Annotated in this window: 16 protein-coding genes and 1 tRNA gene; 10 read left to right on the top strand and 7 right to left on the bottom strand. The window is 71.7% G+C overall.

The genetic code is table 11. The annotated features are described in order from the left end of the window. Positions 1 to 55 precede the first annotated feature (55 nt). The 7 genes from trpB (at position 56) to FHU33_RS13815 (ending at position 12,378) form a co-directional block, all read left to right on the top strand. Complete coding sequence (gene trpB, locus FHU33_RS13845; RefSeq protein WP_142025861.1) at positions 56 to 1,408, top strand: tryptophan synthase subunit beta; 1,353 nt, start codon at positions 56 to 58, stop codon at positions 1,406 to 1,408. Beyond that, positions 1,405 to 2,190 (top strand): tryptophan synthase subunit alpha, encoded by a 786-nt coding sequence (trpA, locus tag FHU33_RS13840; protein ID WP_142025860.1) that lies wholly within the window; start codon positions 1,405 to 1,407, stop codon positions 2,188 to 2,190. Before trpB ends, trpA begins: the two co-directional genes overlap by 4 nt. Before the next feature lie 73 nt (positions 2,191 to 2,263). After that, on the top strand, positions 2,264 to 3,208 hold the full coding sequence (lgt, locus tag FHU33_RS13835; protein WP_142025859.1) for a prolipoprotein diacylglyceryl transferase: 945 nt from the start codon (positions 2,264 to 2,266) through the stop codon (positions 3,206 to 3,208). A gap of 439 nt (positions 3,209 to 3,647) precedes the next feature. Beyond that, a complete protein-coding gene (gene gltB / locus FHU33_RS13830; protein ID WP_142025858.1) occupies positions 3,648 to 8,297 on the top strand; it encodes a glutamate synthase large subunit in 4,650 nt (1,549 codons plus the stop codon). 114 nt (positions 8,298 to 8,411) lie between these two features. After that, complete coding sequence (locus FHU33_RS13825; RefSeq protein WP_142025857.1) at positions 8,412 to 9,914, top strand: glutamate synthase subunit beta; 1,503 nt, start codon at positions 8,412 to 8,414, stop codon at positions 9,912 to 9,914. A 173-nt stretch (positions 9,915 to 10,087) separates the two neighbouring features. Continuing rightward, positions 10,088 to 11,503, top strand: coding sequence for a pyruvate kinase (pyk, locus tag FHU33_RS13820; protein ID WP_142025856.1), 1,416 nt, complete (start codon positions 10,088 to 10,090; stop codon positions 11,501 to 11,503). After that, positions 11,500 to 12,378, top strand: coding sequence for an acyl-CoA thioesterase (locus FHU33_RS13815; protein WP_142025855.1), 879 nt, complete (start codon positions 11,500 to 11,502; stop codon positions 12,376 to 12,378). The genes pyk and FHU33_RS13815 overlap by 4 nt, the downstream gene beginning before the upstream one ends. Here the strand turns inward: FHU33_RS13815 and FHU33_RS13810 are convergent. Beyond that, positions 12,356 to 14,059 carry an aminotransferase class V-fold PLP-dependent enzyme gene (locus FHU33_RS13810; RefSeq protein ID WP_246063610.1) on the bottom strand — a complete coding sequence of 568 codons (1,704 nt, stop codon included), beginning with the start codon at positions 14,057 to 14,059 and terminating at the stop codon, positions 12,356 to 12,358. The genes FHU33_RS13815 and FHU33_RS13810 overlap by 23 nt on opposite strands. A gap of 212 nt (positions 14,060 to 14,271) precedes the next feature. Further along, a tRNA-Leu gene (locus FHU33_RS13805) sits at positions 14,272 to 14,345 on the bottom strand. A 72-nt stretch (positions 14,346 to 14,417) separates the two neighbouring features. Here FHU33_RS13805 and FHU33_RS13800 point away from each other — a divergent pair. Together FHU33_RS13800 and FHU33_RS13795 are read left to right on the top strand one after the other, a co-directional pair. Then, positions 14,418 to 15,035, top strand: coding sequence for an ANTAR domain-containing response regulator (locus tag FHU33_RS13800; protein WP_142025854.1), 618 nt, complete (start codon positions 14,418 to 14,420; stop codon positions 15,033 to 15,035). A gap of 213 nt (positions 15,036 to 15,248) precedes the next feature. Continuing rightward, entirely contained in the window at positions 15,249 to 16,586 is a 1,338-nt protein-coding gene (locus tag FHU33_RS13795) for an ABC transporter substrate-binding protein (RefSeq protein ID WP_142025853.1), read from the top strand. A 253-nt stretch (positions 16,587 to 16,839) separates the two neighbouring features. Here the strand turns inward: FHU33_RS13795 and FHU33_RS13790 are convergent, their stop codons facing one another. The 4 genes from FHU33_RS13790 to FHU33_RS13775 are packed head-to-tail and all read right to left on the bottom strand — an operon-like array spanning position 16,840 to position 21,153. Continuing rightward, on the bottom strand, positions 16,840 to 17,763 hold the full coding sequence (locus FHU33_RS13790) for an ABC transporter ATP-binding protein (RefSeq protein WP_211355125.1): 924 nt from the start codon (positions 17,761 to 17,763) through the stop codon (positions 16,840 to 16,842). Then, positions 17,760 to 18,800, bottom strand: coding sequence for an ABC transporter ATP-binding protein (locus tag FHU33_RS13785; protein ID WP_142025852.1), 1,041 nt, complete (start codon positions 18,798 to 18,800; stop codon positions 17,760 to 17,762). Before FHU33_RS13785 ends, FHU33_RS13790 begins: the two co-directional genes overlap by 4 nt. Continuing rightward, entirely contained in the window at positions 18,790 to 19,788 is a 999-nt protein-coding gene (locus FHU33_RS13780) for a branched-chain amino acid ABC transporter permease (protein ID WP_142025851.1), read from the bottom strand. The genes FHU33_RS13785 and FHU33_RS13780 overlap by 11 nt, the downstream gene beginning before the upstream one ends. 3 nt (positions 19,789 to 19,791) lie before the next feature. Further along, positions 19,792 to 21,153: a branched-chain amino acid ABC transporter permease gene (locus FHU33_RS13775; RefSeq protein WP_246063608.1), complete on the bottom strand. Its 1,362-nt coding sequence runs from the start codon at positions 21,151 to 21,153 to the stop codon at positions 19,792 to 19,794. Positions 21,154 to 21,372: 219 nt separating this feature from the next. Here FHU33_RS13775 and FHU33_RS13770 point away from each other — a divergent pair, with 219 nt between their 5' ends. Then, complete coding sequence (locus FHU33_RS13770; RefSeq protein WP_170182450.1) at positions 21,373 to 21,972, top strand: GNAT family N-acetyltransferase; 600 nt, start codon at positions 21,373 to 21,375, stop codon at positions 21,970 to 21,972. Positions 21,973 to 21,978: 6 nt separating this feature from the next. Here the strand turns inward: FHU33_RS13770 and FHU33_RS13765 are convergent, their stop codons facing one another. Then, entirely contained in the window at positions 21,979 to 22,383 is a 405-nt protein-coding gene (locus FHU33_RS13765) for a PaaI family thioesterase (protein ID WP_142025849.1), read from the bottom strand. Positions 22,384 to 22,386 lie beyond the last annotated feature (3 nt).

The raw sequence follows: 22,386 nt of genomic DNA, 5'->3' as shown, positions 1-22,386 counted from the left end.
GGGCGGGCCGACCCCCCTGCGCCGCAGCGGGCCTGCGACGCGGGACACTCTGGTCATGACGACGACCAGTCCGACGACGCAGCCCGGGGAACGTCTCCTGCCGGCGCGCCCGGGCTGGCCCGACGCCACCGGCCACTTCGGCATCTTCGGCGGCCGCTTCGTGCCCGAGGCGCTGATCGCCGCGCTGGACGAGCTGACCGAGGCCTACGAGGCGATGCGCGTCGACCCGGCTTTCCTCAGCGAGTTCGACCGGCTGCAGCGCGACTACACCGGCCGGCCCAGCCCGGTCACCGAGGTGCCGAAGTTCGCCGAGCACTGCGGCGGCGCGCGCGTGCTGCTCAAGCGCGAGGACCTCAACCACACCGGCTCGCACAAGATCAACAACGTGCTGGGTCAGGCCCTGCTCACCCAGCGGATCGGCAAGACCCGGGTCATCGCCGAGACCGGCGCGGGCCAGCACGGGGTCGCGACGGCGACCGCCGCCGCGCTCATGGGGCTGTCCTGCACGGTCTACATGGGGGAGGAGGACACCCGGAGGCAGGCGCTCAACGTCGCCCGCATGCGACTGCTCGGCGCAGAGGTCATCCCGGTGACCACCGGCTCCCGCACCCTCAAGGACGCGATCAACGAGGCGTTCCGCGACTGGGTCACCAACGTCGAGACGACGAACTACGTCTTCGGCACGGTGGCCGGCCCGCACCCGTTCCCGGCGATGGTCCGCGACTTCCAGCGGGTCATCGGCGACGAGGCGCGCGACCAGCTGCTCGAGCGGGAGGGCCGGTTGCCCGACGCCGTCCTGGCCTGTGTCGGAGGCGGGTCCAACGCCATCGGGATCTTCACCGCCTTCGTGCCCGACGAGGGGGTGCGGCTGGTGGGCCTCGAGGCCGGCGGCGACGGCGTGGACACCGGCCGGCACGCGGCGACGATCACCGGCGGCTCACCGGGGGTCCTGCACGGCGCGCGGTCCTACCTGCTGCAGGACGACAACGGCCAGACGATCGAGTCGCACTCGATCAGCGCCGGCCTCGACTACCCCGGCGTCGGGCCGGAGCACTCCTACCTGCACGACATCGGCCGCGCGGAGTACCGCGCGGTCACCGACGCCGAGGCCATGGAGGCCTTCGCGCTGCTGTGCCGGACCGAGGGGATCATCCCGGCGATCGAGTCCGCGCACGCCCTTGCCGGGGCGATGAAGCTCGGTCGGGAACTCGGCTCTGACGCGGTGTTGCTGGTGAACCTGTCCGGCCGCGGCGACAAGGACGTGGAGACGGCGTCGCGCTGGTTCGGCCTCGGCGACCGCGAGGACGTCGACCCCGGCCCCGGACTGGACACCGACCAGCAGCCGACCGAAGGAGCCGTGTCGCAGGGCGACGCGGTCGCCGGTCCCGACGCAGGAGAAGAGCTGTGAGCGCCCTGCGGAACCGCATCGCCGCCGCCAGGGCCGACGAGCGCGCCGCGCTGATCGCCTACCTCCCGGTCGGCTACCCGACCGTCTCGGACTCGATCGCCGCGATGGTGGCCGCGGTCGAGGGCGGTGCCGACGTGATCGAGATCGGCGTCCCCTACAGCGACCCGGGCATGGACGGGCCGGTCATCCAGGAGGCGGTGGACGCCGCCGTCCGGGCCGGGGTGGGCATGCGGGACGTGCTGCAGGCGGTCGCGGCGGTGGCCGAGGCCGGCGCTGTCCCCGTGGTGATGAGCTACTGGAACCCGATCGAGCGCTACGGCGTCGAGCGGTTCGCCGCCGATCTGGCTGCGGCCGGGGGAGCAGGCGCGATCACCCCCGACCTGATCCCCGACGAGGCGGCCGACTGGCTGGCCGCGGCCGAGGAGCACGACCTCGACCGGGTCTTCCTCGTCGCGCCGTCCTCCACTGACGCCCGGCTGCGCTCGACCACGGCCGCCTGCCGGGGCTTCGTCTACGCCGCGTCGACCATGGGCGTCACCGGCACCCGGGCGACCGTCGGCGACGCGGCCGAGACGCTGGTGGCCCGGACCCGGGAGGCGGCGCCCGGCCTGGCCGTCTGCGTGGGGCTCGGGGTCTCGAACGGCGCCCAGGCCGCCGAGGTCGCCGCCTTCGCCGACGGCGTCATCGTCGGCTCCGCCTACGTGCGCGAGCTGCTGGAGGGTCGCGGCGCCGACGGCGTCCGCGCGCTGTCCGAGGACCTGGCGAAGGGCGTCCGGTCGTGACCGAGCTTGCGAGGGCACGCATGAGCAGAGCACCGGCGGTCACGGGTTCGACGAGCGCCAGCGAGGAGAGCCCATGACCGGCGTCGTCGACACCCTCGCCGCCATCCCCAGCCCCACCCAGGGCGTCTGGGAGCTGGGGCCGTTACCCCTCCGCGCCTACGCGCTCTGCATCGTCGCGGGCATCGTCGCCGCCGTGCTGCTCACCGAGAAGCGGTGGGTGGCCCGCGGGGGCGCGCCGGGCGACGTCCTGGACATCGCCGTCTGGGCGGTGCCGTTCGGCATCATCGGCGGCCGGATCTACCACGTGATCTCCAGCCCCCGGGCCTACTTCGGCGAGGGCGGGGACCCGATGCGGGCGTTCGCCATCTGGGAGGGCGGTCTCGGGATCTGGGGCGCCATCGCCCTCGGCGGTGTGGGGGCCTGGATCGCCTGCCGCCGACGGGGGATCCCACTGCCGGCATTCGCCGACGCCATCGCGCCGGGGCTGCTCGTCGCGCAGGCGATCGGCCGCCTGGGCAACTGGTTCAACAACGAGCTCTACGGCGGGCCCACCGACCTGCCGTGGGCGCTGGAGATCTACGAGTGGGGCGGCGGACGGGCCGTGCTCGGCGCCGACGGCGAGCCCGTGCTGCTGGGCACCTTCCACCCGACGTTCCTCTACGAGCTGCTCTGGAACCTCGCGGCCGCGGCCTTCGTGATCTGGGCCGACCGGCGGTTCCGGCTCGGGCACGGGCGGGCCTTCGCGCTCTACGTCGTGTCCTACTGCACGGGCCGGCTGTGGATCGAGCTGCTGCGCACCGACCCGGCCGAGACGTTCTTCGGCGTGCGGCTCAACGTCTTCACCTCGATCGTCGTCGGCCTGCTGGCGCTGGCCTACTTCTTCTGGCAGCGCGGGAAGCCCCGCGAGGTCATCACGCGCGGCGCCGAGGCCGAAGCCACCGCGGCGACGACGGACGACCGGCAGCGGCCCGCCACGGCCTCGAGCGAGGACGACCACTCGCCCTCCGGGCCCACCTGAGTCGACCGGGTGGGCCGTCCGTCCGTGAGGACGATCACCGCCCCACGCGGGCCGGTCGAGGCGTGCGTGCACGTCGGGTCCGGCCAGTGAGCGCAGTGATCCTGCCGACGCGCCGGAACAGAGGTTTGTGCAGCGAGGGCCGGTGTTACGGCTGTGTACCCTTCGCACCAGACCCACCAGTGATCCTGGCCGGGTCGCACAGTCGGACCGGGCCAGTGTCGCCCCGCGGACGACAGCCCGTCGGCCACCACCCGATGGACTCCAGCCTGCCGCAGCCGGAACCGACGTCCCCCCGGCCGCCGGTCTCCGCAGTGCCGCCCCGCCCAGTACCTCAGACCCTGGCCCCTCAGACACCGGCCCCTTGCCCCCCGGCCCCGGGCCTCGAGCCCCCGCCCGTGACCTCCCCGAGGCGCGGACGGCCGCCGACGACGGGAGTGACATGCCCGACCTCACCGCCCCCGCCGCACGCGGCGTTCCCTTCTCCGCCGTTCCGGCGAAGACAGGCCTGTACGACCCGGCCAACGACAAGGACGCCTGCGGCGTCGCCTTCGTGGCCGACGCCCGGGGCCGCCGTTCGCGCGCCATCGTGGCCCAGGGCCTGACCGCCCTGCACAACCTCGACCATCGCGGTGCGGCCGGCTCCGAGCCGAACTCCGGAGACGGCGCCGGCATCCTGACGCAGGTCCCCGACGCGCTCCTGCGGGCCAGCGTCGACTTCGACCTGCCGCCGCTGGGGGAGTACTCCGTCGGCATCGCCTTCCTGCCCACCGACGGGGCCGAGCGGGCCGCCCGCTACGCCGACGTCGCCGGGCTCGCGGAGGAGGAGGGGCTGACCGTCCTCGGCTGGCGCGACGTGCCGGTCGACCCGGACGGCGCCGACCTCGGGCCCACCGCCCGCGCGGTCATGCCACACTTCGCCCAGCTCTTCGTCGCCGAGACGATGGGCGCCCGCGCCGACGAGAAGGCCTTCGGCGGGAACGTGGTCTGCAACGGTGTCACCCGGCTGGAGCGGCGCTCCTTCGTGCTGCGCAAGCGCGCGGAGCGGGCCGCGGTCGAGGCCGGCAGCTCCCTCTACATCGCCTCGCTGTCGTCGCGGACGATCACCTACAAGGGCATGCTGACCACCGACCAGCTGCCGCTGTTCTTCCCCGACCTGCGCGACGAGCGCTACGAGTCGGCCATCGCGCTGGTGCACAGCCGGTTCTCGACCAACACCTTCCCGAGCTGGCCGCTCGCGCACCCGTTCCGCTTCATCGCGCACAACGGCGAGATCAACACCATCAAGGGCAACCGCAACCGCATGCGGGCCCGCGAGGCGAAGCTGGACACCCAGCTGTTCGACGGCCCGGCGGGCCCGGCGTCGGAGCTGGGCCTGGACCGGATCTTCCCCGTCACCGCCAGCGACTTCAGCGACTCGGCGACCTTCGACGAGGTGCTGGAGCTGCTGCACCTGTCGGGCCGCTCGCTGCCGCACGCCGTGCTGATGATGATCCCGGAGGCGTGGGAGAACCACGACGAGATGGACCCGGCCCGCCGGGCCTTCTACCGCTTCCACTCCTCGATCATGGAGCCGTGGGACGGGCCGGCCGCGGTCTGCTTCACCGACGGCACGCTCATCGGCGCCGTCCTGGACCGCAACGGGTTGCGCCCGGGCCGCTGGTGGCGGACCAGGGACGACCTCGTCGTCCTCGCCAGCGAGGTCGGCGTGCTCGACATCCCGGCGGCCGACATCGTCGCCAAGGGCCGCCTCCAGCCGGGCCGCATGTTCCTGGTCGACACCGCGTCGGGGAAGATCGTCTCCGACGAGGAGGTCAAGGGCGCGCTGGCCGCCGAGCACCCGTACGAGGACTGGCTGCACGCCGGCCTGGTGCACCTGCCGCAGCTGCCCGAGCGCCGCCGGTCGCGGCCCAGCCACGAGTCCGTCGTCCGCCGGCAGATGCTCTTCGGCTACACCGAGGAGGAGCTGCGCGTCCTGGTGACGCCGATGGCGTCGTCCGGCGCCGAGCCGATCGGATCGATGGGCACCGACACCCCCGTCGCCGCGCTGTCGGACCGGTCCCGGCTGCTCTACGACTACTTCGGGCAGCTGTTCGCCCAGGTGACCAACCCGCCACTGGACGCCATCCGCGAGGAGCTGGTGACCAGCCTCGGCCGCACCTTCGGGCCGGAGCAGAACCTGCTGGAGGCGGTGCCGGCATCCTGCCGGCAGGTGACCGTGCCCTACCCGGTCATCGACAACGACGAGCTGGCCAAGATCCTGCACATCGACGACGACGGCGACCTGCCCGGGTACGCCGCCGTCCGGATCACCGGCCACTTCGACGTCACCGGCGGGGGAGCGGCGCTCGCCGAGGCGATCGAGCAGCTGCGGACCAAGGTCTCGAAGGCCATCGCCGCGGGGGCGCGGATCATCGTGCTGTCCGACCGGGACTGCGACGAGCAGCGCGCGCCCATCCCGTCGCTGCTCATGACCGCCGCCGTCCACCACCACCTGGTGCGCGAGAAGACCCGCATGGAGGTCGGACTCGTCGTCGAGTCCGGTGACTGCCGCGAGGTGCACCACGTCGCGCTGCTGCTCGGTTACGGCGCGGCCGCGGTGAACCCGTACCTGGCGTTCGAGTCGATCGAGGACCTGATCCGCGACGGCTCGCTCACCGGCGTGGAGCCCGCCCAGGCCGTGCGCAACATGGTGAAGGCGCTCGGCAAGGGCGTCCTCAAGGTCATGAGCAAGATGGGCATCAGCACCGTCGGCTCCTACACGATGGCGCAGATCTTCGAGGCTGTCGGCCTGTCCCAGGACCTGATCGAGGAGTACTTCACCGGCACCTCCTGCCCGCTGGGCGGCGTCGGCATCGACGTCCTCGCCGAGGAGGTGGCCATGCGCCACCGGCGGGCCTACCCGGAGAACCCGACCGAGCGGGCACACCGCCGGCTGGAGACCGGTGGCGAGTACCAGTGGCGCCGCGAGGGCGAGGTGCACCTGTTCAACCCCGAGACGGTGTTCCTGCTCCAGCACGCCACCCGCTCGCGGCAGTACGACGTCTTCGAGCAGTACACCGAGACCGTCGACAAGCTGTCGGAGGAGGCCGCCACCCTGCGCGGGCTGTTCACGCTGAGGACCGGCGCCCGCCCGCCCGTGCCGCTCGACGAGGTCGAGCCGGCCAGCGAGATCGTGAAGCGGTTCAACACCGGGGCGATGAGCTACGGCTCCATCTCGCAGGAGGCACACCAGACCCTCGCCGTCGCGATGAACCGACTCGGCGGTCGCTCGAACACCGGTGAGGGGGGCGAGGACCCCGACCGGTTCACGCCCGACCCGAACGGTGACCTCCGCCGCTCGGCGATCAAGCAGGTGGCCTCGGGCCGCTTCGGCGTCACCAGCGAGTACCTGGTCAACGCCGACGACATCCAGATCAAGATGGCGCAGGGCGCCAAGCCCGGCGAGGGCGGCCAGCTGCCGGGCAGCAAGGTCTACCCGTGGGTGGCGCGGACCCGGCACTCGACGCCGGGCGTCGGCCTGATCAGCCCGCCGCCGCACCACGACATCTACTCGATCGAGGACCTCAAGCAGCTCATCCACGACCTCAAGAACGCCAACGACGACGCGCGGGTGCACGTCAAGCTGGTCAGCGAGGTCGGGGTCGGCACGGTCGCGGCGGGGGTGAGCAAGGCCCACGCCGACGTCGTCCTGATCTCCGGGCACGACGGCGGCACCGGTGCCGCGCCGCTCACCTCGCTCAAGCACGCCGGCTCCCCGTGGGAGCTGGGGCTCGCCGAGACGCAGCAGACGCTGCTGGCCAACGGCCTGCGCGACCGCATCACCGTCCAGGTGGACGGGCAGATGAAGACCGGCCGGGACGTGATCGTCGCGGCGCTGCTGGGTGCCGAGGAGTTCGGCTTCGCCACCGCACCGCTGGTGGTCTCCGGCTGCGTGATGATGCGGGTCTGCCACCTGGACACCTGCCCGGTCGGCGTCGCGACGCAGAACCCCGAGTTGCGCAAGCGGTTCACCGGGCAGCCGGAGTTCGTGGTCACCTTCTTCGAGTTCCTGGCCGAGCAGGTGCGCTCCTACCTGGCCGAGCTGGGCTTCCGCTCGATCGACGAGGCCGTCGGGCACGCCGAGCTGCTGGACACCCGTGAGGCCGTGGGCCACTGGAAGGCGCGGGGGCTGGACCTCTCGCCGATGCTCGTGGTCCCCGAGCTGCCCGAGGGTGCGCCGCTGCGCCGGGTGAGGTCCCAGGACCACGGGCTCGACGTCGCCCTGGACCAGACCCTCATCCAGCTCTGCGAGGGTGCGCTGCTCGATGCGCGGCCGGTCAGCCTCGAGCTGCCGGTGCGCAACGTGAACCGGACCGTGGGCACGATGCTGGGCTCGATGGTCACCCGCCGCTTCGGTGGCGAGGGGCTGCCCGACGGCACGATCGATCTGACGTTCGGCGGGTCGGCCGGCCAGTCCTTCGGTGCCTTCCTGCCCCGCGGCATCACCATGCGGCTGTTCGGCGACGCCAACGACTACGTCGGCAAGGGCCTCTCCGGCGGGCGGATCGTCGTCCGGCCGTCCCGGGAGGCGGCGTTCCCGGCCGAGGACAACGTCCTCGCCGGCAACGTCATCGGCTACGGCGCCACGGGCGGGGAGATCTTCCTGCGCGGCCGGGTCGGCGAGCGGTTCTGCGTGCGCAACTCGGGCGCGCTGGCCGTCGTCGAGGGCGTCGGCGACCACGCGCTGGAGTACATGACCGGTGGGCGGGCGGTGATCCTCGGCGCGACCGGGCGCAACATCGCGGCCGGCATGTCCGGTGGGATCGCCTACGTGCTCGATCTCGCCCGGCACCGGGTGAACGGCGAGATGGTCGACATCGAGCCGCTTGACGGGGAGTCCGCGCAGTGGCTGCGCGACGTCCTCGTCCGGTACGCCGCCGACACCGAGTCGACGGTGGCGCAGGCGCTGCTGGCCGACTGGGGCCGCTGGTCGGAGCAGTTCAGCGTGATCATGCCGCGCGACTACCGTCGCGCGCTGGACGCTCAGCGGATGGCGGAGGCGAACGGGACCGATGTGGATCTCGCAGTGATGGAGGCCGCTCGTGGGTGAGCCGCGCTACGACACCGAATGTCTTACGCACGTCGCGCAGGAGGAGGCCGCTCGTGGGTGAGCCGCGCTACGACACCGAATGTCTTACGCACGTCGCGCAGGAGGAGGCGGCACGTGGCTGACTCGACCGGATTCCTGAAGTTCGAGCGGGAGCTCCCGCCGCGCCGTCCGGTCGACGTCCGGATCATGGACTGGAAGGACGTCTACCTCTCCCGCGCGAACGGGGAGGACGCCGTCTTCCCGGTCGGCGAGGTGCGCAAGCAGGCCGCCCGCTGCATGGACTGCGGCATCCCCTTCTGCCACCACGCCTGCCCGGTCGCCAACCTGATCCCGGAGTGGAACGACCTCGCGCGCCGCGACGACTGGCACGAGGCGATCGAGCGGCTGCACTCGACGAACAACTTCCCGGAGTTCACCGGGAAGCTCTGCCCCGCGCCGTGCGAGGGGTCCTGCGTGCTGAACCTGCAGGAGTCCCCGGTGACGATCAAGCAGATCGAGTGGGAGATCATCGACCGCGCCTTCGAGGAGGGGTGGGTCCAGCCGCAGACCCCCGCGCAGCGGACCGGCAAGAAGGTCGCCGTCGTCGGCTCGGGTCCCGCCGGGCTCGCCGCGGCGCAGCAGCTCACCCGGGCCGGGCACGACGTGACCGTCTTCGAGCGGGCCGACCGCATCGGTGGGCTGCTCCGCTACGGGATCCCCGAGTTCAAGATGGAGAAGGCCGTCCTGGACCGGCGGCTGGACCAGATGCGTGCCGAGGGCACGCGGTTCGTGACCGGCGTCGAGGTCGGCGGCGGCGAGGACGGCGACCTGTCGACCGAGCAGCTGCGGGCCGAGTACGACGCCGTCGTCCTGGCGGGTGGGGCCACCGTCGGCCGCGACCTGCCCGCACCCGGCCGCGAGCTCTCCGGCATCCACCTGGCCATGGAGTACCTGCCCTACGGCAACCTCCAGGCGCTCGGGGAGCTCGACGAGCCGCCGATCGACGCCAAGGGCAAGCACGTGGTGATCATCGGTGGCGGTGACACCGGGGCCGACTGCCTGGGCACCGCGCACCGCCAGGGCGCGGCCTCGGTGACGCAGCTGGAGATCATGCCGGCGCCGCCGGACCGCCGGGTTCACGACGTCAACCCGTGGCCGACCTACCCCATGATCATGCGCGTCTCCAGCGCGCACGAGGAGGGCGGGGAGCGGCTGTACTCGGTGAACACGGAGCGGTTCGTGGGGGACGGAGCCGACGGCACGGAGGGTCGCGTGCGCGCGCTGCTGCTGCACGAGGTCGAGCGGGTCGACGGCCGGTTCCAGAAGATCGACGGCACCGAGCGCGAGTTGCCGGCCGACCTCGTCTTCCTCGCCATGGGGTTCACCGGCGCGCAGCGCGAGGGGCTCGTCGACTCGCTCGGTGTCGAGGTCGACGGCCGTGGCAACGTGGCCCGCGACAACGGATTCATGTCCACCGAGCCCGGCGTGTTCGTGGCCGGTGACATGGGCCGCGGCCAGTCGCTCATCGTGTGGGCGATCGCCGAGGGCCGCGCGGCGGCCGCGGCGGCCGACACCTGGCTGACCGGCAACTCGATGCTCCCGGCGCCGGTGACCCCGACGATGGTCGCGCTGCGATAACACTGCGGTCCTCCGGACCGCACCGCGACCAGGTGCCGTCCCCGACCGGCGCGGAGCCGTTTCCCGTATCCCGGTCGGGGACCCTCCGGGCCCCCGCGATCGGTCCACACGCTGCGCGGGTGAGGGTTAGGGCGGTCCAGCGTGGTGCCGACCACCCCACTACCGTTCTGCCTATGTCCCGCCGCGCCAAGATCGTCTGCACGCTCGGACCGGCGACCAGCTCCCCGGAGCAGGTCACGGCCCTCGTCGAGTCCGGGATGGACGTCGCCCGGCTGAACTTCAGCCACGGGGCGCACGAGCACCACGCCGACGCCTATCGGCTGGTGCGCGAGGCCTCCGACGCCACCGGTCACGCCGTCGCCGTCCTCGCCGATCTGCAGGGCCCGAAGATCCGGTTGGGCACCTTCGTCGACGGGCCGGTCCAGTGGCCGACCGGCGCCCAGGTGTGCATCACGGTGGACGACGTCGAGGGCACCGCGGAGCGGGTGTCCACGACCTACAAGAACCTCTCCGACGACGTCCGTGTCGGTGACCGCCTGCTCGTCGACGACGGCAAGCTCGCCCTGACCGTGGTCCGGGTCGAGGGGCCCGACGTCTTCTGCCTCGTCGTCGAGGGCGGCGAGGTGTCGAACAACAAGGGGCTGTCCCTTCCCGGCGTGGCGGTCAGCGTCCCGGCCCTGTCGGACAAGGACGAGGAGGACCTCCGCTTCGCCCTGCACCTCGGTGCGGACTTCATCGCGCTGTCGTTCGTCCGCTCGCCGGCGGACTTCGACCTGGTCCGCGACATCATGGCGCAGGAGGACATCACCGTCCCCGTCATCGCGAAGCTCGAGAAGCCCGAGGCGGTCGAGAACCTCGAGGCGATCGTCGAGGCGTTCGACGGGATCATGGTCGCCCGCGGCGACCTCGGCGTGGAGCTGGCGCTGGAGCAGGTGCCGCTGGTGCAGAAGCGCGCGATCCAGGCCGCCCGCGAGCGCAACAAGCCGGTCATCGTGGCCACCCAGATGCTCGAATCGATGATCACCAATTCGCGCCCCACCCGCGCCGAGGCCTCCGACGTCGCCAACGCCGTCCTGGACGGCGCGGACGCGGTGATGCTGTCGGGGGAGACCTCGGTGGGTGCGCACCCCATCGGTGCCGTGCGGACGATGGAGCGCATCATCGGCGCCGTCGAGAGCGACCACCTCTGGGTTCCCGAGGTGCTGCGGCGTTCCCGGTCCCGCTCGGGGGCGATCGTCCGCGCGGCCAAGGAGGTCGGGGAGGCGCTGGACGTCAAGGCGCTGGCCACCTTCACCCAGACCGGGGAGACGGCGCGTCGGCTGGCGGCCCTGCACCCGCGTCAGCCCCTGCTGGCCTTCACGGTCGACGCGCGCGTGCGGAGCCAGCTCGCGCTGTCGTGGGGCGTCGAGACGTTCCTGGTGCCCATGGTCGAGCACACCGACGACATGGTCGCCCAGGTGGACTTCTCGCTGCTGTCCATCGGTCGGCTCAAGGTCGGCGACCGCGTCGTCGTCGTCGCCGGCAGCCCCCCGAACACGGTGGGTTCCACGAACCTGATCCGCGTGCACGAGGTGGGCACCGATTCGTGAGCGGCGGCGCAGGGCACAGCCAGGCCGCGGCGCTCATGGCCGTGCTCGGCCTCGAGGAGCGCGACACCGACGTCTTCGTCGGTCAGACCCCGAGCACCGAGCGCCAGCGGATCTTCGGCGGGCAGGTCGCCGGGCAGGCGCTCATGGCGGCCGGACGGACGGTCGACCCCGAGCGCGGCGTGCACTCGCTGCACTCCTACTTCCTGCGGCCCGGCGACCCCTTCGCCGAGATCCGCTACGCCGTCGACCGCATCCGCGACGGCCGGTCGTTCACGACCCGGAGGGTCGTGGCCTGGCAGGAGCGCAAGGGGGAGGAGGTCGCGATCTTCGCGCTCACCGCCGACTTCCACGCCGGTGAGAAGGCGGTCGCCGAGCACTCCACGCCGATGCCCGACGTGCCGCGGCCCGAGACCTTGCCCGGCACGGACGAGATCGTCGCCGAGCACGGCGAGCGCGCCGCGTGGATGGGTGCCATGGGGAGGGTCGTGGACCAGCGCTTCCTGCAGGACCCGTTCACGGCGCCGCCGAAGTCCCCGCCGGACACGCAGACCCGGACCTGGCTGCGCGTGGCCGGCGAGCTGGGTGAGAACCCCGCGGTGCACGCGGCGGCGCTGACCTTCGTGAGCGACCTGACGCTGCTGTCGGCCGGCTTCGCGCGGCTCGGTGGCGGGTGGCCGGACTTCGCGGGCGCGAGCCTCGACCACGCCGTGTGGTTCCACCAGCCCGTGCGGGCCGACGACTGGTTCCTCTACGAGACCGACAGCCCGGCCGCCTCGTCGGGGCGGGCGCTGTGCTTCGGGAAGATCTGGTCGGCCGACGGCACGCACGTGGCGACGGTCGCCCAGGAGGGCCTCATCCGGTCGTTGAAGGACTGACGGGCGCCTCGGCGGTCTCCTGCACGGTCTCCTCGGTGGGCTCGACGTCCTGCTTCGGCGTCCCCTCTGCCGCGGCCTGCTCTGCCGACTCCTGCTCTGCTTCCGTCCGAGCCGCGGTCTGTTCGGCGGCGGCCTGCTCGGCGGCGGTCTGCTCCGCGGCGGCCTGCTCGGCCGCGGCGCGCTCCGCTGCCCGCCGGGCCTCCCGCTCCGCGGCCACGGCGGCGAAGTCGGTGGCGAGGAAGTCGTGGTTCTCGCCCAGCGACGCCCAGAGCCGCTCGACGTGGGCAGGCGTGGTCGCCGGGGAGCCGATCGCGACCCGCAGGACGGCCTCCCCGCCGACGTTCGTGTGCGTGAGGAACACGTCGCCGGCGTCGTTGAGCCGCTCCAGCAGGGTCATGGTCGCGACGTCGGCGTCCACCTCCTCGGACCATCGCGGACGCAGGCATACCAGCGAGAGCGGGTGGGGGGCGACGACGTCGAAGCGCTCGTCGGCCCGGGCCCACGCGGCCAGCTGCTGTGCCATGGCGACGTGCGAGCGGATGTGCGCGCGCAGGCCCTCGGCGCCGTACCAGCGGAGCACGAACCAGAGCTTCAGGGCCCGGAAGCGACGGCCGAGCGGGATCTGCCAGTCGCGGAAGTCCACCACCGCTCCGGCGTCCGTGGCGGCGTTGCGCAGATACTCGGGCAGGATCGCCAGCGCGCCGGTGAGAGCCGCCCGGTCGGCGACCCAGAAGAGGGTGGCGTCGAAGCCGGTGAGCAGCCACTTGTGGGCGTCGGTCGTGTAGCTGTCGGCCCACTCGACGCCGGCCTGCAGTTCGCGCAGCTCCGGGACGATCCCGCTGACCCCCGCATACGCGGCGTCGACGTGCAGCCACACGCCGTACTTCTGGCAGATCGGGCCGAGTTGGGCGAGCGGGTCGATGGCCGTGGTCGACGTCGTCCCGACCGTGGCGCAGACCAGCACGGGGGTGTAGCCCAGGGCGACGTCACGTTCGAGCCGGGCGGCCAGGGCCGCCGGGCGCATGGCCAGGTCGCCGTCGACCTCGACGATGCGGACGGCGTCGCTGCCGAGTCCGGCGATCCGCACCGCCTTCTCCATGGAGGAGTGGGTCTCCGCGGAGACGTACACGGTTGCGCGCTCGGGCTCGACGCCGTGGCGGACCGTGGCGCCGGTGCTGACCCGGTAGAGGGCCGCCAGCAGCGCGACGAGGTTGGCGCCCGAGCTGGAGTCCTGGACGACGCCCCCGCCGGTGCCGGTGGACCGGAACGAGGCGGGCAGGCCGAGGAGGTCGGCGAACCAGTCCATGACGTGTTGCTCGAGCTCGGTCGCGGCCGGGCTGGTCACCCACGACATGCCCTGGACGCCGAGGCCCGCGGAGACGAGGTCGCCGAGGACGGACGGGCCGGAGGTGTTCGCCGGGAAGTAGCCGAAGAAGCCGGGGTGCTGCCAGTGCGTCGTGCCCGGGAGGACGACCCGCTCGAGGTCGGCCAGGACGGCGGAGAACGGCTCCCCCTGCTCCGGGGGCTGCGCCGGGAGGGCCGCACGCACCTCGCCGGGGGAGACCTGCGATCGAACCGGGAAGTCGCCGACCCGCGACCAGTAGTCGGCGATCCAGTCGACGACCGCGTGGCCGTGCTGCCGGAACTGCTCAGGAGTCATGTGCGGAACAGGCTCGGTCACCCGCCCACCGTATTCGGCATGCCGAGCGGGGCCCGAAGGGTCCCCGAGACATGTCGGGACGCGAGACGAAGGCGCTGGGACGAGAGCCGCCCTGCGAGGCGGCAGGAGGAGCGGGCCCGAAGGGTCCACGACGAGTGCCGGGAGGGGCTCACGCCACAGGGGAACGGCACCTGGCCGCGGTCGTCGTCCGGAGGACGACGAATCCAGCACAGTGCCCCCGGTGCGACTCGAACGCACACTGCGCGGGTTTTGAATCCGCTCCCTCTGCCGATTGGGGTACGGGGGCTCGCCGGCGGGCCGGCTGCTGGAGCAGCGTAGCGGTGCGGTGCCGCGGACCCGACGTGGCTACTCTTCCGTCGTGAGCACCGAGACGGTCCGGGTCATCATCGCCGAGGACGAGGCGCTCATCCGCCTGGACCTCAAGGAGATGCTGGAGGAGGAGGGCTACTCCGTCGTCGCGGAGGTCGGCGACGGGCAGCAGGCGGTCGACCGTGCGCGCGAACTGCGGCCTGACCTGGTCATCCTCGACATCCAGATGCCGGTGCTGGACGGGCTGTCCGCCGCTGAGCAGATCGCCTCCTCCCGCGTCGCCCCCGTCATCGTCCTCACCGCGTTCAGCCAGCGCGAGCTCGTCGAGCGGGCCCGCGACGCCGGCGCCATGGCCTACCTGGTGAAGCCGTTCTCGAAGAACGACCTGGTGCCGGCCATCGAGGTGGCCCGGGCGCGCTTCTCGGAGATGACGGCGCTCGACGGCGAGGTGCGCACGCTCGAGGAGCGGCTGGAGACGCGCAAGGTCGTCGAGAAGGCCAAGGGATTGCTGATGGCGGACCTGTCCATCACCGAGGCAGAGGCATTCCGCCGGATCCAGCAGACCGCCATGAACCAGCGCACCTCCATGAAGGCGCTCGCCCAGTCGATCGTCGACGCCGTGGCCGACGCGGTTCCCGGGGCCGCCTCGGAGGGCACGACGACCTGACGCCGCGGCCGCCGGCGGGGTGGCCCGTCGTCCGGTGACGGTGGGTTCCGGCGTGTTCTCGGCCGGAAACCTCTAGATCACGACCTCATCACTATCGGTGCGAGGCTGGGTGCATCGTTTCTCTTAGCAGTTAGGTTCTCCGCACCAATCGGCGGTGTTCGTCCTGCGAACCCGCTCAGCGATGCAGAGAACGATGACACTGGGAGTTGCTTGATGCGCACTGGCACCACTGCCCGCAGCATCGCCGTCACCGGTGCCGCCCTCCTCGCTATCACCGCCTGCGGCGGCGGCGGGGACGACGGCGGCACCGCTGCTGAAGGCGGCGACGGCGGCGGCGAGAAGCAGGTCAACGTCTACGGCACCGACGGCAACATGGGCAACGCCCTGGGTGAATCCTTCACCGAGGACGGTGCCCTCGCCGGCATGCGGGGAACCACGCCGCTCACCGAGCTGTCCGGCGACTTCACCGACCGGCTGCTCGCCATCGACCCGAACCTGCAGGACTTCAACTACGCCGGTGAGACCTACGACGCCGCGATCATCACGGCCCTGGCGGCCGAGCTGGCCGGCAGCACGGAGGCGACGGTGTTCGCCCCGTACGTCAACGGTGTCACCAGCGGCGGCACCGAGTGCGACTCGTACTCGTCGTGCCTCGAGCTCGTCAACAACGGTGAGAACCCCGACTACAACGGTGTCTCCGGACCGTTGAGCTTCACCGACCCCGGCGAGCCCGCGGAGGCCAGCTTCGGCATCCTGCAGTTCGGCGAGGACAACTCGCTCGACGACTCTGCGACCGAGTTCGTCATCGCCGGTGACGCGGAGAACGCGACCGCGGACGAGGGACCGGCCCCGGCCGACCCGAACGCGACGTCCACCGACCCGCTGGTCATCGGCACCCTGCTGCCGCTGACCGGCAACCTCGCCTTCCTCGGCCCCCCGGAGGTCGCCGGCGCCCGGCTGGCCGTCCAGGAGATCAACGACGCCGGTGGCGTGCTCGGTCAGCCGGTGCAGCTCGTCGAGGGTGACTCCGGCGACGCCTCCACCGACACCGCGACCCAGACGGTCGACCGCCTGCTCCAGCAGAACGTCGACGCGATCATCGGTGCGGCGTCCTCGGGCGTGAGCCTCACGGTCATCGACCGGATCACCGGTGCCGGCGTGGTGCAGTTCTCGCCGGCCAACACGTCGGACCAGTTCACGAACTACGACGACAGCGGGCTGTACTTCCGCACCGCCCCGCCGGACACCCTGCAGGCCCGCGCCCTGGCCGACCTGATCATCGAGGACGGCAACAACACGGTCGGCATCATGGCCCTGAACGACCCGTACGGCACCGGCCTGATGGAGAACACCGTCGAGAACCTGATCGACAGTGGTCTGTCCGAGGACAGCATCCAGACGCTGACCTACGACCCGCAGGCGGCGAACTTCGACGCCGAGATCCAGGAGATGGTGGACTTCAACCCCGACGCCATCGTGGTCATCGGCTTCGAGGAGTCGGCCCGCATCATCGAGGGCCTCAACGCTCAGGGCATCGGCCCCCAGCGCTGAGGTAGCCGCGGATCTGCGATCCGCGGGACGCCATCACAGTGGCCCGGCACCGTTCACGGTGCCGGGCCACTGTGCTGTGCGGCCGGTGTCGGAGATCCGCCCTGCGCCGGTCGGAGCGCACGAGGCACGGCAGCGCCCGGACGTGGGGTGGGGGGAGCGCCGAGGCGTCCGGGCCGTAGGGCGGGACGCAGCACGGCGCCGGCCCCTCCCCGCAGGGGGAGGGGCCGGCGCCGCCGGTGGGGCGGAGCGAGGGCTACTGAGCCTTCGCGAGGGTCCCCAGGTACAGCTCGATGACCTTCGGGTCGTGCATGAGCGATTCCCCGGTGGCCGTGTACGCGTTGCGCCCCTGGTCGAGGACGTAACCGCGGTCGCAGATCTGCAGGCACCGACGTGCGTTCTGCTCCACCATGATGATGGAGACGCCGGTCGCGTTGATCCGGCGGCACCGGATGAACACCTCGTCCTGGTACGCCGGCGAGAGGCCGGCAGACGGCTCGTCGAGCAGGAGGACCGAGGGCTCCATCATCAGCGCCCGGCCCATCGCCACCATCTGACGCTCGCCGCCGGACAGGGCACCCGCCTTGGTGCGGCGCCGCTGGCCGAGCATGGGGAAGAGCTCCGCCACGTAGTCGAAGCGGTCCCGGAAGCTCTTCGGGCGCAGGTAGACGCCCATCTGCATGTTCTCCTCGATGGTCAGCGAGGGGAACACGTTGTTGTTCTGCGGCACGTAGCCGACCCCGAGAGAGACCAGCCGGTGAGCCGGAGCCGCGGTGATGTCCTCGCCCCGCAAGGTGACGGAGCCGGAGCGCACCGGGATGAGACCGAAGAGCGCCTTCAGCAGCGTCGACTTGCCGGCGCCGTTGGGCCCGATGATGCCGACGAGCTCGCCGTCCTGCAGGTAGAAGTCGCAGCCGTTGAGGATGTTGACCCCGGGCACGTACCCGGCGATCAGTTCGTCGGCCCGCACGAGCGCGCCCTCTGCGAGGCGCTCGTGCTCCCCGCGGGTGGCGGCGAGCTCGGCGGGGGACAGCTCCTGTCCGGCCTGCTGCGCGGCCCGTGTCGTCGACTCGGTCACGGAGCCGCCGGGGGCGTCGGAGTCGGCGACCGGACGGTCGAACTCGTACTCCGGATTCGTGCTCTCCCGGGGATCCTTGCCCTGGCTCGGGTCGATCGTCATCGCTTGGTGTCTCCTCGCGTGGCCCGGTCGGAGTCGAGGACGTCGGCGTGACCCTCGCTCCGGGCGATCGACTGCTCGGCCTCGGCCAGCACCTGGTCCTCCTCCTCGACGGTGAGGGGGGCGTCGTGGTGCGCGCCGAGGTAGGCGTCGACGACGGCCTGGTTCTGGCTGATGGACTCCGGCGGGCCTTCGGCGATGACCTTGCCGGCGGCCATCACCACGACCCAGTCGCTGATGTCGCGGACGACGTCCATGTCGTGCTCGACGAAGATCACCGTCATGCCCTGCTCGCGCAGGTCCTTGACGTGGCCGAGCAGGCTCTGGGTGAGCGCGGGGTTCACCCCGGCCATCGGCTCGTCGAGCATGACGACCTCGGGGTCGCTCATGAGGGCGCGGGCCATCTCGAGCAGCTTGCGCTGGCCGCCGGAGAGGGTGCCGGCGAAGTCGTCCTTCTTGGCGTCGAGCTTGAACCGCCGGAGCAGTTCCATCGCCTTCTCGGTGTTCTCCCGCTCCTGGGCCCGCCAGATGCCGGGTACCAGCGCTCGGAAGAAGCCCTCGCCCTTCTGGTCCTGGGCGCCGAGGAGCATGTTCTGCAGCACGGTGAGCCGGGAGAGCGCCTTGGTGAGCTGGAAGGTGCGGACGACGCCGAGCCGGGCCACCTTGTGCGGCGCGAGCTTCCCCAGCGACTTGCCGTTGAACGACCAGGTCCCGGTGTCGGGCTGGTCGAAGCCGGTCAGCAGGTTGAACAGCGTGGTCTTGCCTGCGCCGTTGGGTCCGATCAGCCCGGTGATCCCGCCGCGCTGGATCTCCAGGTGGTCCACCGCGACGGCCGTGAGGCCACCGAAGGTCCGGCTGACGCCGTCGACGACGATCGCCGGGTCGGGCTTCGCGACGCCGATCTCCCACGGGAGGTCGCGCAGCGCGATCTGGGCGAGCCGCTGGGGCGTGTCACCGGACTTCCAGGCGGCGGACGCACCGGCGCCGGACGCGCCCGCGCCGGAGGCCGTGGCACCGTGCGGTGTCGGGTCAGCGGGCATCGAGCATCACCTCTCGTCGGTCCCCGAAGATCCCCTGCGGGCGGAAGATCATCAGGAGCATCAGGCCGAGCCCGATCAGCACGAACCGGATCTGGGCCACGTCGGTCGCCGAGAGCAGGGTCTCCGGGATGATGCCGTTGCTGATCAGCGTACGCAGGCCGGTGTCGGCGAACTGGATGATGAAGTACAGCAGGATCGCCCCGATCACGGGACCGAGGACGCGCGCGGCGCCGCCGAGGATCAGCGCGGCGTAGGCAAGGAAGGTGTTGGCGTTCTGGTACTGGTCCGGCGTCGCCGAGGCGGTTCCGAGCGCGTAGATCATGCCGCCGAGTGCACCGAACACGCCGCCCAGCACGAGGGACTGCATCTTGTAGACGTAGACGTTCTTGCCGAGCGAGCGCACGGCGTCCTCGTCCTCGCGGATCGACTTGACCACGCGTCCCCAGGGACTGCGCACGAGGGACCACACGAGGAGGCACGAGAGCGCGACGATGACCCAGCCGACCGTGGTGACCCACAGGTCCGCTCCGCTCCACGTCGAGCCGAGGATCTGGAAGCGGTCGGTGGTGTCCCAGGGGGCCAGCGCGACGAACTCGTCGTTGAACCCGGTCAGGCCGCGGGTGGCTCCTGTCACGGGCGTGGCCGACACCGATCGGAACGTCAGGCGCAGGCCCTCCGCGGCGGCGATGGTGGCGATCGCCAGGTAGTCGGCTCGGAGACGCAGCGTGGGCAGGCCCAGGAGCAGCGCGAGCACCACGGCCGCGGCGATGCCGATGATGACGCCCCACCAGAAGGAGAGCCCCCACTGCGCGACCGAGATGGCGATTCCGTACCCGCCGAGCATGGCGAACGCGATCTGGCCGAAGTTCAGCAGCCCGGTGTACCCGAACTGGATGTTGATCCCGATGGCCAGCAGCGCGAAGAGGATCGCCTGGAAGCCGATGCCGGCCTTCAGCGCGGTGGCCAGCGCGTCGATCAGTTCACTCATGCGTCAGCCCACCCGAGCCCGGCTGCCCAGGATGCCCTGGGGGCGGATGATGAGGATGACGATCAAGAGCAGCAGCCCTCCGACGTACTTCATGTCGCTCGGTATGACGAGCGTGGACATCTGGACGAAGACGCCGACCACGATGCTGCCCAGGAGCGCGCCGTAGGCCGTGCCGAGGCCACCCAGCGTCACGCCGGCGAACATGAGCAGCAGCAGCCGGAAACCCATGTCCCACTGGACCTCGTCGGAGAGGCCGAGCAGGACACCGCCGAGAGCGGCGAGCGCGCCACCCATCATCCAGACGAACAGGATCACCCGGTTGACGTCGATGCCCGAGGATGCCGCCAGGTCGCGGTTGTCCGAGACCGCGCGCATCGCCTTGCCGATCTTCGTGCGCTGCAGCATCAGGGCCACCAGCACCAGGACCACGAGTGCGATGACCAGCGAGGCGAGGTCCTTGTTCGTCATCGTGAACGGGCCGTAGTCGACGGCGCGCTGGCCCCGGTAGGCCGCGAAGGCGTTGGAGCGGCCGCCGTAGATGACCTGGTACAGGTAGCGCAGCAGCAGCGACAGGCCGATGGAGACCACCAGGGCCGCGATGAGCCCGGTCCCGCGGCGGCGCAGCGGTCGCCAGAGCCCCAACTCGTTCAGCGCACCGACGCCGGCGCCGATGACGAGGGCCATCAGCGCGGCGGGGATGAACGGCACGCCGCCCTCGACATTGATGAACCACGCCGCGATCGCACCGACGGTGACCAGCTCACCGTGGGCGAAATTCACCAGCCCGGTGGTCCCGAAGATGAGCGACAGGCCGACCGCCGCCATGGCGATGAGCAGGCCGAACCGGAGGCCGTCGACCAGCAGCTGGATCCACTGGACGGTCCCACCACCCGAGTTGCGGCTGCCGTCGTTCAGCCCGATCAGCACGCCCTGGTTCCGCCCGGGATCGACGGTGACGGTGCGGCTCTCGGCCCCGTTGAGGGTCACGCCCTCCGGCAGGTCGTCGGGGTCGACGGTGACCACGTACTCGCCGGGGCCCGGGACGTCCACCGCCCACCGGCCGTCCTCATCGGTCTGCACCTCGTCGATCCGCTCGCCGTCGGCGCTCTCGACGAGGATCTCGACGCCCTCGATCGGACCGCTGACGCTCGTCCGGAGCGTTCCCGAGACCCCCTCGCCCTCGACCTCGGCATGGGCCACGCCCGGCGTGAAGGCGGCGAGGCCGGCGGTGAAGACAGCCACCAGCACCAGCCGCAGGAAGGTCCAGCGGTGGGACGGCGGACTGGCCGGCCGGTCGGCGGGGGCCGCGGTAGCGGGCCTTTTCCGTCGACCGTGCCGGCTGGCAAGGTCCGGTGCGTGCGTCACTCGACCTCCTGGCGGATGGATATGCGGAGGGACCGTAACCCAGACGGGACGTGGAGCCGTCCCTTCGTGCTGACCTGTGACCTTTCCGCGACACGCCGCGACAGTGACCGAGCGTGGTCGTCCGGCGCGCCGCCGTGATGAAAGCTGCTCAACGGTGCAATCTTCGGGCACCTGCCAGGGGAGGCTCGTGTGGCACGAACCGGTTCGCGGTCCCGTGTGGTGGCGCGGACAGCGCGTCCTGCCGATCTGCCCGCCGTGCTCGCGCTGGTCCGCCAACACCGCGCCGACGCGCACGCCGAGGACGTGCTCACCGGCCACACGTTGGTGAACGCCGCCGCCTCCGGGTTCCGCCGCCTGCTCGAGGATCCGGGGCACCGGGTCGTCCTGGCCGTCCTCCCCGGCCCCTACGCGGCCGACGGGGCAGCGACCGGGGAGGTGGCCGCCGTCGGCCTCGCCGTCGTGGGTGTCGACCCGCTGTCCCTCGTGCTGGGCAGTCCGCAGGTCACCGTGGACACGTTCGTCGTCCACCGTGACCACCGCCGTCGCGGGACCGGTGCCGTCCTCCTCGCCGCGGCCACGGCGTACGCGCAGGAGAACGGTGCGGCGCACGTGGTCGCCGCCGCCGGCGGGCACGAGGCCGAGCGGCAGCGGTTCCTCGCCCGCATGGGCTTCGCGCCGCTGACCACCCGGCGGATCGTCACCGTGGAGTCGCTGACCCGCTCCCTCACGTCCTGGCAGCGTGGCGGCTATCCGGTGCCGGGTCCGCGTCGCACGTCGGCGGCACGCCGGCGTCCGGTCACCCGGAGCCTGTCCGCCTGAGCCCGCTCAGGCGGGAACGAGCATGCAGGTCAGCCGTGCGCTGGCGGTGGTGCTGCCCGCCTCGTCGGTGACCTCGATGAGGAAGGTCGCGAGGGTCCGCCCGCGGCGCACGGGCGTGCAGACCGCCGTGACGACGCCGGACGTCGCCGCTCTCACGTAGGTCGCGTTCAACTCGATGCCGACCGGCTTGCGGTCGGGACCCGCCCCGAGCGTCGCCGCCCACGAGCCGATCGTCTCCACGAGCGAGCACGTGGCACCACCGTGGAGCAGACCGAACGGCTGCTCGTTGCCCTTCACCGGCATCGTCGCGACGAGCCGGTCCGGGTCGAAGTCGATGATCTGGATGCCCAGCTTGTCGTCGAGCGGGCTGCAGCGGTCGGTCGGCACCCAGTCGGGCGGCGGGGTGGTCACGCG

Source organism: Blastococcus colisei (assembly GCF_006717095.1).
Lineage (GTDB): Bacteria > Actinomycetota > Actinomycetes > Mycobacteriales > Geodermatophilaceae > Blastococcus_B > Blastococcus_B colisei.
Note: the sequence above shows the minus strand (reverse complement) of the source record. Positions and strands in the feature narration are given on the sequence as shown.

What these genes read in the sequence shown, in the direction of transcription:
- trpB (WP_142025861.1), top strand. Translation starts at nt 56, where the DNA reads ATGACGACGACCAGTCCGACGACGCAGCCCGGGGAACGTCTCCTGCCG.
- lgt (WP_142025859.1), top strand. Translation starts at nt 2,264, where the DNA reads ATGACCGGCGTCGTCGACACCCTCGCCGCCATCCCCAGCCCCACCCAG.
- gltB (WP_142025858.1), top strand. Translation starts at nt 3,648, where the DNA reads ATGCCCGACCTCACCGCCCCCGCCGCACGCGGCGTTCCCTTCTCCGCC.
- pyk (WP_142025856.1), top strand. Translation starts at nt 10,088, where the DNA reads ATGTCCCGCCGCGCCAAGATCGTCTGCACGCTCGGACCGGCGACCAGC.
- FHU33_RS13795 (WP_142025853.1), top strand. Translation starts at nt 15,249, where the DNA reads ATGCGCACTGGCACCACTGCCCGCAGCATCGCCGTCACCGGTGCCGCC.
- FHU33_RS13790 (WP_211355125.1), bottom strand. Translation starts at nt 17,763, where the DNA reads ATGACGATCGACCCGAGCCAGGGCAAGGATCCCCGGGAGAGCACGAAT.
- FHU33_RS13785 (WP_142025852.1), bottom strand. Translation starts at nt 18,800, where the DNA reads ATGCCCGCTGACCCGACACCGCACGGTGCCACGGCCTCCGGCGCGGGC.
- FHU33_RS13780 (WP_142025851.1), bottom strand. Translation starts at nt 19,788, where the DNA reads ATGAGTGAACTGATCGACGCGCTGGCCACCGCGCTGAAGGCCGGCATC.